Here is a 12748-nt window from a genome sequence, read left to right as displayed (position 1 = left end):
TGCTTGTTGAATTGGATGGTATTGAAATTAGAGCATCGCTCTAATCCGACGTCTGCCCCGTAATCCATGGACATGGCGTTTCGCGCACTTGATCAATATGGATTTTTATTTATTCGTACGCTCGCGCTGGCTAACGGTCGGCCATTTCTTCACTGTCGGGGGAGTACGGGTCCAGCAATGACACGACGACCTTGCGCTCGCCTTCGAATGGGTTGCGGCCATGCGCGAAGCGCATGTTGTCGACCAGCAGGACGTCGCCTCGTTGCCATGGAAACGTGATGGCGCAGTCGCGGAATGCGTTGCGGATCTGCTCGATGTCGGCGAGATCGAATGGACTCCCGTCGCCATAGAAAGCGTTGCGCGGAATTCGGTCATTGCCGAACAGGCTGACGATCGAACTGGCGAGCGATGCTTCCAGGTTCGAGATATGGAACAGATGTGCCTGATTGAAGAACACCCTGTCGCGGGTTACCGGATGGTAAGCCACACCCTGGCTGATCTGTGCGGTGCGTAGCGTGTCGTCGTCGAGCCATTCGAGCTCGATGCCGTTGTCTGCGCAGAAGGCCGCAACCTGGCTGCGGTCGCAGGTCTGAAAGACGGTTTCCCACGGAATGTCGACGTGCCGCCGGTAGTGCCTGACATAGCGGACCTGTTTCGCCTCGAAGTTCTGCAGGATGCGCGGTCCGATCCTGCGGCTCACCTCGCGCATGTCGGCAATCGGCGTTTCGCCGCCGGTCGTGGCCGGAGTAAGGCAACAGAATGCCACTCTCAGCGGCCAGGTTCGTTGATACGCGTTTTCGCAATGAAGTGCGATTGTCTCGCTCGGCGGATACTCGGTTGCGGTGAATATGCCATTGCCGATCGAGGTGCGCGGAGTGGAACGATAGACGTAGTCGGACTTATGGGCCGAAATCGCGTTAGAAAACGCTTCGAAGCCGCCCACGGATGAAACGTCGAAGCCACGAAACAGGAGCGCGCCATGTTCGAGAAGCCGGGATTCCAGCTCCACCCGGTTGTCGTTCACCGCCAGCACGATATCGCGCCCGTTCGACGCAGGCTCCAGCAGCCACGGAGAACTCCCGTCGGCAAGCAGCTTGCGTTCCGTCATGCCCAGCATGGTCAATAGTCCTTTTCTGAACGTGGATCACGGCGAGACCCGAACCGGTCGGTCTGCATGGTCGCGCCGCGGTGCGGCTATGCACGGCAAGCCGTTTCCACCGCATGCTCGAAGCGATTGAGAATCTCGTGGATATCCGCTTCCGAAACGATCAGCGGCGGCAGGAACCTGAGTACCGCGCCGTTGCGGCCGCCGGTTTCGATGACGAGTCCGTTTCGCAGGCAGTTCAGCTTGATGGCTTTTGCCAGTTCCGCATGGGTCGGGCCTGTTTGGCCATGTGGGCCGGGTATGACGACTTCAACGCCGATCATCAGGCCGCGGCCGCGTATCTGGCCCAGACAGGGGAAGCGTCCGGCAACCGCTTCGAGGCCGGCAACCAGTAGTTTTCCGACTCTGTCAGCGTGCGCCGACAGACCGTCTCGTTCGACGATGCGCATGGTCGACAAGCCGGCCACCATCGCGATCTGGTTGCCTCGAAAGGTGCCGGCGTGCGCGCCGGGCGGCCAGGTGTCGAGGCGCTTGTCATAGACCACCACCGATAATGGATAGCCGCCGCCGAATGCCTTCGACAACACCAGTACGTCCGGCTGGATGCCGGAATGTTCGATCGCGAACAGCGCGCCGGTTCGACCGAGTCCGGTCTGCACTTCATCGACGATCAACGGGATTTCATGCCGCAGCGTCAGGTTGCGCAACTCGATCAACCAGGCGTCGGAAGCGGGGATGCAACCCCCTTCGCCTTGCACGACTTCGACAATGATTGCCGCCGGTTTCGTTATCCCGCTCTCGGGATCGGACAGGACGGTCCGAATATAGTTGATGCTGAGTTGATCGGTCGCCGAGCCATCGGTGCCGAACGGGCAGCGAAAAGCATAGGGATAAGGCAGGAAATGAACGTCGCGTCCATTGCCGCCGGCCGATTTCGGCGTGAGATTTCCCGACACGGCGAGTGCGCCGGCCGTCATGCCGTGGTAGGCACCGTGGAACGCCATGATCGTCGAGCGGCCCGTATGGTGCCTGGTCAGCTTGATAGCCGCTTCGACGCCATCCGCCCCACTGGGACTGCAAAACTGGATCTTGCCGGATTCGGCGATCTTGTTGGGCAAGAGCGAGAAAAGCTGCTCGACGAACGCGTGCTTTGCTGGCGTCGCCAGGTCGAGTGCCTGTTGAATTTGATCGGACGACAGAAACCGCATGACGGCTTCATTGACTTCCGGGTGATTATGTCCGAGCGCGAGCGTACCTGCATTTGACAGACAGTCGATGTATTCCTGCCCCTCGGAGTCGCGCACCCGTATGCCTTTGGCATGGGTAAACAGCCGTGGGAAAGATGTCGCGTAGGTTCGCGCCTTCGATTCGACATGCTTCAGATACTCAAGTTTTTCCATGCGCGGAGATCCGGCTTGCGAGGCGGATTGATGGACATTGGCATTGCTTCATCCTGGCCAATGGCGTAACGGTACGGCCTGATTGGAGCATGTAGTCCATATCGCGTCTGTCACGTAAAAATGGGACACAGGCGATGCAACGTCACTACGTCATGCCATCGCATCCCGATCATCGAAGCGTGGTTTCCGGACGCGGCGTCAAGCCGGCATGGTCGCGCGAAAATAGTCGATGGTCCGCCGGAGCCCCGCGTCGAGCCCGACCGTCGGCTCCCAGTCGAGGTGGGCGCGTGCGAGGCCAATATCGGGGCAACGTTGTGTCGGATCATCCTTCGGCAGCGGACGGAATACGAGCCGCGACTTCGAGCCCGTCAGGCGCAAAATGATCTGCGCAAGTTCGCTGACCGCGATCTCGTGCGGATTGCCGAGATTGATCGGGCCGGTGAGGTCCGCGGGCGTGGCCATCATCCGGATCAGACCGTCGACCATATCGTCGACATAGCAGAACGCCCGGGTCTGGCTGCCGTCGCCATACAGCGTGATGTCCTCGCCGCGCAGCGCCTGCACGATGAAGTTGGAAACCACGCGACCGTCATTGGGATGCATGCGCGGCCCGTACGTGTTGAAGATGCGTACCACCTTGATTCGCACGTTTTGCTGGCGGTGATAGTCGAAGAACAGGGTCTCCGCGCAACGTTTTCCTTCGTCGTAGCAGGCGCGCGGCCCGAGCGGGTTGACGTTGCCCCGGTAACTCTCGGGTTGCGGATGCACATCGGGGTCGCCGTACACTTCGCTTGTCGAGGTTTGCAGAACGCGTGCGTGCGTGCGCTTGGCGAGCCCCAGCATGTTGATCGCGCCCATCACACTGGTCTTGGTGGTCTGCACGGGATCGAATTGATAGTGGATTGGCGAAGCCGGACAGGCGAGGTTGTAAATCTCGTCCACCTCGACGTACAACGGAAAGGTCACGTCGTGGCGCAGCGCCTCGAAGCTCGGGTTGCCGAGCAGCGCAGCCACGTTCTGCTTCGTGCCGGTGAAATAGTTGTCGACGCACAATACGTCGTGACCGAGTTCGACCAGGCGCTCGCAAAGATGCGAACCGAGGAAACCCGCGCCACCTGTTACGAGGATTCGCTTTCGATTACGTTGCACAATTGCACTCCAAGTATCGCGCGCAAGGAAGCGACGCGCGGCCTCCAGGCATGCTTGACCGGCCCGCGGCTCCGGCATGGAAGCCGATAGGGCGCACGAGCCTCTTCATTCGACACGGCACCGGCCGGCACGCCGATCGCGAGGATCGGCCCGTCATGCCTGCAGTGCGCTCGACGCAACGTGTTCCGCGCGCCGCAGGCGCGCCGCGATGATGCCGGCCATCGCCCGCATTTCGCTTCTCATGAAGAAATGATCTCCTTCGATGACGTGAAAATCGAACCGCCCGGTCGTCTCGGCGCCCCAGCCTGCAACGGAATCAACGGGGACCTGTTCATCCGCCCGGCCCGCGAACGCGGTGATGTCCACCGCCAGCCTGCGCCCGGGCACGGGCCGGTAGTTTTCGATCATCGTGAAATCCGCCCGTAGCGCCGGCATCAGCAGCGCCATCAGTTCGCTGTTGTCCAGTACCGGCTTCGGCGTGCCGCCCATCTCGTGCAGTGCATCGAGGAAGGCGCGGTCGTCCAGCGCCTGCATGCGTCGAACAGGTCGCTCCTTGCCCGGTGCGGCGCGCCCGCTCACGAACAGATGCCGCAGATTCGGTTGCGCCTGGGCGGGAAGCCGCAGCGCCAGTTCGACGGCAATAGCCGCGCCCATGCTGTGTCCGAGCAGTGCGAAGGGACGATCGAAGCAGTTGTCCAAGTCGCACAGCAACACGTCGATCAGCGTCGACATGTCTCGTACGGCAGGCTCGGACAGGCGGCTGCCTCGGCCCGCAAGTTCATGACGGCGTACTTCGATGCCGGGCAACAAGGCTTGCAGACCACGATAAACGGCGGCCGAGCCGCCCGCATAGGGGAAACAGATCAGACGCATGCGAGCGGGTACTCGAGCGGCTCGCTTGTTACTGGCGCACATGAGATCGCGCTGCGGAAATTCACGTGTTCGGTGTTTTTCACCATTAAAGTTCCGGTCATGATTGCCATGGCGATGCATCGGCAATCTTCACTTGGAGAGAAACGGGTGCGACAGCCAGGCGCCGCAGTTCGCACGTCGATAGCCGGTTCGTCATCGCGGTACAAAGGCAGTGCGTGAAGCACACCGGAAGTCATGGAAGCATTGATTTGCTTCGTGAACATTCAAGATGCGCGCCGCTCGGATTCGGAATACGCCCGATCCGGTTTGGCATGAGTTAAACATGACGCCGCGTGGATGTATGTCGTAGGAAAAGGGGACGCGCGTAGTCGAAAATGTCGTCCCCTGATTTCACACCTAAAATACCGTGGTACCGGCGGGTACGGAGTCGCTGTTGCAATACAGGAATCATCTGGAAGCCTGCTATTGCATCGCAGGTCATGGCGAAGTAGAGGACGTGGACGGGAACGTTTACCCGATCCGGCCGGGAGATATGTATGCACTCGACAATTCGCCGCTGCGTGGCACCGAACGGCACACGCTCGACGGCGCATCCGGATCGACACATTGAGCGTCTAGTGAAGCCGACACTTGCGACGTCGGCTGCAATAGTCACCGGTGTGTTTCGGCAGTCCGACGGTTTCTATGCCGGACTGCAGGTCGCGGGTGCCGTCGCGACGGTCGCGATCCTGTTGTTCGTCGCGCGTATCGAGGTATCGCGCGTGCGGCTCGGAATCGTCGCGTTCGTCGCGATCGCGGCTGGTAGACCTTGGGTGGACGCTGCCGGCGTGGCACCCACAAACCGGCATCCGTCATCAGCCGCCGCACCGTTTCCTTGGCCAACTGGACGCCGTGGCACTCGGACAACTTCTCGCAGGCCAGCGTCGGGCCAAAATCCGCGTAGCGCTCGCGAATGATCGTCAGCGCTTGCCGAGCCAGTTCCTCGTCCAATCGCCGGTTCCCCGGGCGACCACGTTTGCGCGACGTCAGTCCAGCCGCACCCCCGAAGCGGACATTACAACTTAGCCGCTACAAGATTTAACGTTGATAATTTAGCTTATGTAAAATGCAAAACCAGCAAATTCTGCAGGCCTTGACCTCGCGAGTCCGGCGGCGCGCTCGCAACCGGACACGGTTGCGTTGCCGCCTTCGTTGCCTGACCCAAGCGGCCCGACGTGCGTCGGCGGCTACCGCCGCTCAACCGCCTCCCGCGCCGGCGAAATCGCCCGGCGGTAGCGGGCGATTCGCGATGGCGTGCGCCTCGGCGCGCGCAACGCCAAGCGTCTGCAGCACGATCGCGGCGGTCCGTTCGGGGAAACCGCCAACGCCCTCCACCCGTCGCCTCGTCCCGCCCTTGACCGTCCTGGCGATGTGAAGCTGCGCGGCGATTGCCGCGAGAATCGTCCCCGTCGACGCCAGAACGATGACGAACGGATCGCTGACGACGAAGCGGCGCGCCGCGATGCCGCGCACGCTGTCCCGCCGCAAGCGCTGCCCAAGCCCTCGGTCGAGCGCGCGCACCGAGAAACCCTCGCGCATCAAGAACCGACCCCACATCTGCTCCCGATGCGCTCGCATCAGCGTATGGCGCACGCAGACCGACACGACCTCCGCCGGATCTGACAAGCCGCCGGTCACGCGCTCGAGCCGATCCGCGAAATCGTCGAACACCCACTCGATCAACGCGGCAAAAAGTCCGTCTTTCGATGCGAAGTGGTTGTAGAACGAGCCGAACCCGACGTCGGCCGCCTCGGTGATCTCGCTGATCGCCACGTTGTCCATCCCCTTTTCCGCCATCAGCATGAACGCCGCCCGCAGCAGACGCATGCGCGTCGCCTGCTTGCGCCGCGCGCCCCGCGGCAGCCGGTGCTCGGTCGCGACGGCGGCCCCGATGGGCCGCGGCGGCTCGGACGTTTGTTCCATGACAGCGTCTCCCCCCTTCGAAATTTCTTGCATTCCGCAATCGTAGATTATTGTCTCATACTTGACAATATTATCAGTTATGAGTCTAATCTCGGAAATCGCTGCGCCGAGCGTGTCTGCCGGAAGGGTCCTCGACGTGCGGTAACGGCCAGCACGGGCATTCGATGCCCGCGCGGTAGCCAGCCCCACCGCTCCCTGCGGCGGGCGCAGGCTGCGTGACCTGGCGTGCCGGCATCGGACGCTGCCACGCAAACATCGGAGTACTGATTTAGCAAATGGATGCGCCGTCGGCAGCGAAGCCGGATCGCGCCCCGCCCCAGTCGGCCGGCCCGCCGAGGTCGCCGGATTTTTTTTAGTTGGCCCTTCATTCGTCTTGGAAACATCGTGAAATCACCAGGTCTTGATGCGCGCATTTCGATGCGCCGGCTCCTGACACGCATCGCGCCGCCGGTTCAGCGGGCGCCGATCGCGCTCGCATGCTGTGCAATTCTTCTGACGGCTTGTCATTCGCATGAGACCCCCGCGCCCGAACCGCGGTCGGTGGTCGCGCTGCCGGCTCACGCAGACAGCGGCGCATCGCAGCGCGTGCTGCCGGCGCAAGTCCAGGCGCGCTATTCGACGGCGCTGTCGTTCCGGGTCGGCGGCAAGATCGTCGAGCGGCGCGTGCGCATCGGCGACACCGTGAAGGCCGGGCAGACGCTCGCGGCCCTGGATCCCGCCGATCTGCACAACACGCTGCTCAATGCCCGCGCACAGCTCGACGCCGCCGAGCATCGGGTCGTCTACGCGAAGCAGCAGCTGGAGCGCGACCGCGCGCAGGCACAGGCGGCGCTGATCGCCCCCGCGCAGCTCGAGACAACGCAGGATGCCTATACATCGGCGGTCGCGCAGCGCGATGCCGCCCTCGCGCAGATGGCGCTCGCCGGAGATCATCTGCGCTACGCGACGCTCGTCGCGGATCACGACGGCGTCGTGACGTCCGAAGATGCCGATACCGGGCAGAACGTCGAGGCGGGGCAGGCGGTGTTTCATCTGGACTGGAGCGGCGAGCTCGACATCGTGTGCGACGCCTCGGAGCGCGACCTGCGCGATCTCGTGATCGGCCGCGGCGCGCGCGTCAGCCTCACGGCGCTGCCGGGCAAAGTGTTCGATGCGCGCGTGCGCGAGGTCGCGGCCGCCGCGGATCCGCAAAGCCGCACGTGGCGGGTAAAACTGACGCTGATCGCGCCGAGCCCGGACGTGCGCTCCGGGATGACGGCCAACGTCGCGTTCGACGGCAGCACCGACGCCGCCGCGGACCATACGATCACGCTGCCGGCCACCGCCCTCTTTCACCGCGGCGAAATGCCGGCGGTGTGGGTCGTCCGCAAGGGCAGCGACACGCTGGAACTGCGCACGGTGTCGATCGGACGCTACGACGAACGCACGGTGTCCATCACGTCGGGGCTCGCGAGCGACGAGCGCGTCGTGATGCAAGGTGTCCATACCGTCACCGCCGGCGAACGCGTGCGCGTCGTGCCGCCGCTGCATCCGGAGGACTTCCCGTCATGAACGCCCCCGAACATCAGCAACTACCGGACGACGCGCGAACCGACGCCGGCCCGGCCGACGACCGTCGCTTCAATCTGTCCTCATGGGCGCTCAAGCATCAGCAACTGGTGATCTTCCTGATCGGCCTTGCGACGATCTTCGGCGTGATCGGCTATACGCGCCTCGCGCAGTCCGAGGATCCGCCGTTCGCGTTCCGCACGATGGTGATCCAGACCTACTGGCCGGGCGCCACCGCCCGCGAAGTCCAGGAGCAGGTCACCGACCGGATCGGCCGCCAGCTTCAGGCCGCGCCGTACGTCGACAACATCAAGAGCTACTCTCGCCCCGGCGAGTCGATGATCTTCTTCGCGATGAAGGATTCGGCACCGGTCAATCAGGTGCCTGAGACCTGGTATCAGGTGCGCAAGAAGGTCGGCGACATCCGCGCGACGCTGCCGAAGGGCACGGTCGGTCCGTTCTTCAACGACGAATTCGGCGACGTCTATACGAACATTTATGCGCTCGAAGGCGACGGCTACTCGCCGGCGCAACTGCACGATTACGCGGACAAGCTGCGCGCGGTGCTGCTGCGCGTGTCCGGCGTAGCAAAGGTCGACTACTTCGGCGACCCCGATCAGCACGTGTTCGTCGAGATCTCGAACGCGCAGCTGACCCGGCTCGCGATCACGCCGCAACAGCTCGCGCAAGCGATCGACGCGCAGAACGCCGTCGCGCCGGTCGGCACGATCACGACGGCGGACGATCGCGTGTTCGTGCGCCCTACCGGCGCGGTCAAGGACATGCAGGCCCTCGCGGACATGCCGATCACCGTAAACGGCCGCACGTTCCGGCTCGGCGACGTCGCAAAGATCACGCGCGGCTACGACGATCCGCCCGTCACGCAAATGCGCACGAACGGCCACGCCGTGCTCGGCATCGGCGTGACGATGCAAAAGGGCGGCGACGTGATCGATCTCGGCGAGGCGCTCGACGCCCGGACTGCCGAACTCCAGGCAGGCCTGCCGGCCGGCGTGAAGCTGAGCGCGGTGTCGAGCATGCCGCACGCGGTCAAGCACTCGGTGGACGACTTCGTCGAAGCGGTGGGCGAAGCCGTCGCCATCGTGCTCGTGGTCAGCCTCGTGTCGCTGGGCTTGCGCACCGGGATGGTGGTCGTCATCACGATTCCGATCGTGCTGGCCGTGACCGCGCTGTGCATGCACGTGTTCGGCATCGGGCTCGACAAGGTGTCGCTGGGCACGCTGGTGCTCGCGCTCGGGCTGCTGGTGGACGACGCGATCATCGCCGTCGAAATGATGGCGGTGAAGCTCGAGCAAGGCTGGACGCGAACGCGTGCGGCGGCGTTCGCCTACACGAGCACGGCGTTCCCGATGCTCACGGGAACGCTCGTGACTGTATCGGGCTTCCTGCCGATCGCGCTCGCGAAGTCGAGCACCGGCGAATACACGCGCTCGATCTTCGAGGTGTCGGCCATTTCACTGATCGTGTCGTGGTTTGCAGCCGTCGTGCTGGTGCCGCTGCTCGGCTACCACATGCTGCCCGAACTCAAGCATCACGACGGGCATGCGCACGGGCAGGACGTGTACGACACGGGCTTCTACCGGCGCCTGTCCGGCTGGATCTCGGCCTGCATCGAACGCCGCTGGGTCGTGCTCGGCGTGACCGCGGTGCTGTTCGCGATCGCGATGGCCGCCTTCACGCGCGTGCCGCAGCAGTTTTTCCCGAACTCGGAGCGCCCCGAACTGCTGGTCGACCTGCGCTTGCCGGAAGGCGCGTCGTTCGACGCGACGCTGCGCGAGGCCACGCGGCTCGAGAAGACGCTCGCTGGCCGCCCCGAAATCGATCACGTCGTCGACTTCGTCGGCACCGGTGCGCCGCGTTTCTATCTGCCGCTCGACCAACAGCTTCAGCAGCCGAACTTCGCACAGTTCGTCATCACGGCGAAGGACGTCGAAGCGCGCGACCGGCTGTCGCACTGGCTCGAGTCGACGCTCGCGACCCGTTTCCCGACCGTGCGCACGCGTGTGGCGCGGCTTGAAAACGGGCCGCCGGTCGGCTTCCCGATCAAGTTCCGCGTGAGCGGCGACGACATCGCGACCGCGCGCGCCATCGCCGAGAAGGTGGCCGACAAGGTGCGCGCCGACCCGCGCACGCGCAACGTGCAGTTCGACTGGGACGAGCCGGCCGAGCGCTCGGTGTCGTTCGAAATCGATCAGCTCAAGGCGCGTCAGCTCGGCGTGACGTCGGAAGACGTGTCGGGCTTCCTCGCGATGACGCTGTCCGGCTACACGGTCACGCAATATCGCGAGCGCGACAAGCTGATCAACGTCGACCTGCGCGCGCCGAAGAGCGAGCGCGTCGACCCGTCGAAGCTCGCCGGTATCGCGATTCCGACGCCGCACGGCCCGGTGCCGCTCGGCGCGATCGGCCACGTGCGCGACACGCTCGAATACGGCGTGATCTGGGAACGCGACCGCCAGCCGACGATCACCGTGCAGGCCGACGTGCGCGGCGACGCAGCGAGCATCGGCGTCACGCGCGACATCGACGGTGCGCTGGCGACGCTGCGCGCGACGCTCCCCACCGGCTACCGGATCGACATCGGCGGCGCGGCGGAGGAAAGCATGAAGGGCCAGATGTCCATCAACACACAGATGCCGCTGATGATCATCGCGGTGCTGACGCTGCTGATGATTCAGCTCAAGCGCTTCTCGCGCACCTTCATCGTCGTGCTGACCGCGCCGCTCGGCCTGATCGGCGTGGTCGCCGCGCTGCTGCTGTTCGGCAAGCCGTTCGGCTTCGTCGCGCTGCTCGGCGTGATCGCGATGTTCGGGATCATCATGCGCAACTCCGTGATCCTGGTCGATCAGATCGACCAGGACATCGCAGCTGGACAGCCGCGCTTCACGGCGATCGTCAGCGCGACGGTGCGGCGCTTCCGGCCGATCATGCTGACCGCCGCCGCCGCCGTGCTCGCCCTGATCCCGCTGCTGCGCTCGGGCTTCTTCGGCCCGATGGCAACGGCGCTGATGGGGGGCATCACGGTCGCGACGGGACTGACCATCTTCTTCCTACCCGCCCTTTATGCGACGTGCTTCAAGGTGCGAGGCGACGAACGCGAGTCGACCGCCACGGCCGTCGCGTCCCCGGAGACATGTCAATGAAACTTACGCGTATGACCGCGGCGCTTGCCGCGACCGCGGCGCTCGGCCTGTGCGGCTGCGCGATGGCCCCGAGCAGCACGCCGCCCGCGATGCCGTCGCCGGCTCACTATGGCGAGACGCCGCAGCCGGCGCGGACTGCCGAAGCGGCGGGCGTCGCGCAGCAATTCGACGTCGGCGCCGCGCCGGTTCCGCAGTGGTGGCGGCTCTATCGCTCCGGCGCGCTCGACGCGCTGGTCGACGAAGGGCTGAGCGCGAATCCGACGCTTGCCGCGACCGAAAAGACGCTCGCCGCCGCGCAGCAGGAACTGCGCGCGCAGGTCGGCGCATCGACGCTGCCGTCGCTCGACGCGAATGCGCAGGTGGCGCGCACCCGCACGCCGGACATCTCCGGCACGGGCGCGCAGACCCTGCGCTACAACGTGTTCGTCGGTCAGTTGCAGGCGCATTACACGTTCGATCTGTTCGGCGCCACGCGCTACGCGAACGCGGCAAGCGCCGCGCGTGTCGACGTGCGCGCTTGCGAGCTCGAGGCGGCACGGCGCGCGCTGGCAGCCAACATCGTCGGCACCGCGATCTCCGCCGCGGCGCTCGACCGACAGATCCTGCTGACCGAGCGGCTCGTCACCATCGCGGCATCGTCCGCGCACGACGATGCACAGCGCTACGCGCTCGGCGCGATCTCGCACGCGCAGGCGCTGGCGTCGACGCAGAATGCGGCATCGCTCGCCGCGACGCTGCCGGCGCTACGCCAGCAGCGCGCGACAACCGTTCACGCGCTAGCGATCCTGCTCGGCCGCACGCCCGACGCCGTGCCGCCGATCCCCGCGTTCGGCAACCTGTCGCTGCCGGAGCACGTGCCCGTCGTCGTGCCGTCCGACCTGCTGAAGGCACGCCCCGACATCCGCGCGGCCGAAGCCGCGGTAAAAGCCGCCGCAGCCGATGCGGGCGAAGCAACCGCGCAGCTGTTCCCGAGTTTGTCGCTCACGGCGACGTTGGGACGCGGCGGCTTCAGCTGGCCAGCGTTGTTGTCGGGGGCGGGAGGGCTGTGGGCAGTCGGCGCAGGCCTGTCGCAGCCGCTCTTCCATGGCGGCGCGCTGCTGGCCCACCGGCGTGCGACGCTCGATTCGTACGACGCGGCGGTGCTTCAGTACAAGTCGGCGGTGCTGTCCGCGTTCGGTGACGTCGCGGATTCGCTCGCCGCGCTGGACAACGACGCGCAGACGCTGGCCGCGAACGAAATCGCGGCGCGGGCGGCGGGCGCTGCCTTCGACGAAACGGTGCAGCGCCGCACACTGGGCGCCGTTCCGGTGTCCGCGCAGCAGGCGAGCGAGCGGCAATATCTGACCGCGGAGCTCGACGCGGTCCGTGCCGCGAGCCGGCGAATGACCGATACGGCGGCACTCCTGCAGGCAATGGGCGAGTTGCCGCCCGACGCCCGCACGGCAGTCGCGGCCCGGCAATAACGGCTGCTTGCTTCGACGGGGTCGGCTGCGCGTGCCGCCGGCCCGGACCTCGACGCCCGACGACCGGCGCACCGCGAGTACCGC

Annotated in this window: 9 protein-coding genes and 1 pseudogene; 4 read left to right on the top strand and 6 right to left on the bottom strand. The window is 65.0% G+C overall.

Annotated features, from left to right (window positions below; translation table 11 throughout):
• Nucleotides 1-130: 130 nt before the first annotated feature.
• The 4 genes from BT264_RS18675 to BT264_RS18660 form a co-directional block, all read right to left on the bottom strand.
• On the bottom strand, nt 131-1117 hold the full coding sequence (locus BT264_RS18675) for a TauD/TfdA family dioxygenase (RefSeq protein ID WP_072439729.1): 987 nt from the start codon (nt 1115-1117) through the stop codon (nt 131-133).
• Between the two features lie 77 nt (nt 1118-1194).
• Entirely contained in the window at nt 1195-2505 is a 1311-nt protein-coding gene (locus BT264_RS18670; RefSeq protein ID WP_072439731.1) for a diaminobutyrate--2-oxoglutarate transaminase family protein, read from the bottom strand.
• A gap of 198 nt (nt 2506-2703) precedes the next feature.
• Nucleotides 2704-3654, bottom strand: a complete 951-nt coding sequence (locus BT264_RS18665) for a UDP-glucuronic acid decarboxylase family protein (protein WP_072439733.1) — start codon at nt 3652-3654, stop codon at nt 2704-2706.
• Nucleotides 3655-3807: 153 nt separating this feature from the next.
• A complete protein-coding gene (locus tag BT264_RS18660) occupies nt 3808-4527 on the bottom strand; it encodes a thioesterase II family protein (protein WP_072439735.1) in 720 nt (239 codons plus the stop codon).
• 406 nt (nt 4528-4933) lie between these two features.
• Between BT264_RS18660 and BT264_RS18655 the strand changes: the two genes are divergently transcribed.
• Nucleotides 4934-5137, top strand: coding sequence for an ectoine synthase (locus BT264_RS18655; protein ID WP_072439737.1), 204 nt, complete (start codon nt 4934-4936; stop codon nt 5135-5137).
• 173 nt (nt 5138-5310) lie between these two features.
• Here the strand turns inward: BT264_RS18655 and BT264_RS39980 are convergent.
• Both BT264_RS39980 and BT264_RS18645 read right to left on the bottom strand, forming a co-directional pair.
• A pseudogene (locus BT264_RS39980) lies at nt 5311-5595 on the bottom strand (helix-turn-helix domain-containing protein); the annotation flags it as partial.
• A gap of 168 nt (nt 5596-5763) precedes the next feature.
• On the bottom strand, nt 5764-6489 hold the full coding sequence (locus tag BT264_RS18645) for a TetR/AcrR family transcriptional regulator (RefSeq protein ID WP_083534100.1): 726 nt from the start codon (nt 6487-6489) through the stop codon (nt 5764-5766).
• Between the two features lie 417 nt (nt 6490-6906).
• On the opposite strand from BT264_RS18645, the gene BT264_RS18640 reads away from it, so the two are divergent.
• The 3 genes from BT264_RS18640 to BT264_RS18630 are packed head-to-tail and all read left to right on the top strand — an operon-like array spanning nt 6907 to nt 12664.
• The gene (locus tag BT264_RS18640; protein ID WP_072439739.1) at nt 6907-8040 is read left to right on the top strand and encodes an efflux RND transporter periplasmic adaptor subunit; all 1134 of its coding nucleotides are present in this window, start codon (nt 6907-6909) and stop codon (nt 8038-8040) included.
• Nucleotides 8037-11201 carry an efflux RND transporter permease subunit gene (locus BT264_RS18635; RefSeq protein ID WP_072439742.1) on the top strand — a complete coding sequence of 1055 codons (3165 nt, stop codon included), beginning with the start codon at nt 8037-8039 and terminating at the stop codon, nt 11199-11201. The genes BT264_RS18640 and BT264_RS18635 overlap by 4 nt, the downstream gene beginning before the upstream one ends.
• Nucleotides 11198-12664: an efflux transporter outer membrane subunit gene (locus BT264_RS18630; protein ID WP_072439744.1), complete on the top strand. Its 1467-nt coding sequence runs from the start codon at nt 11198-11200 to the stop codon at nt 12662-12664. The genes BT264_RS18635 and BT264_RS18630 overlap by 4 nt, the downstream gene beginning before the upstream one ends.
• Nucleotides 12665-12748 lie beyond the last annotated feature (84 nt).

The organism is Burkholderia sp. NFPP32, from assembly GCF_900119325.1.
In the GTDB taxonomy this organism is placed as follows: Bacteria; Pseudomonadota; Gammaproteobacteria; order Burkholderiales; family Burkholderiaceae; genus Burkholderia; species Burkholderia pyrrocinia_C.
Note: the sequence above shows the minus strand (reverse complement) of the source record. Positions and strands in the feature narration are given on the sequence as shown.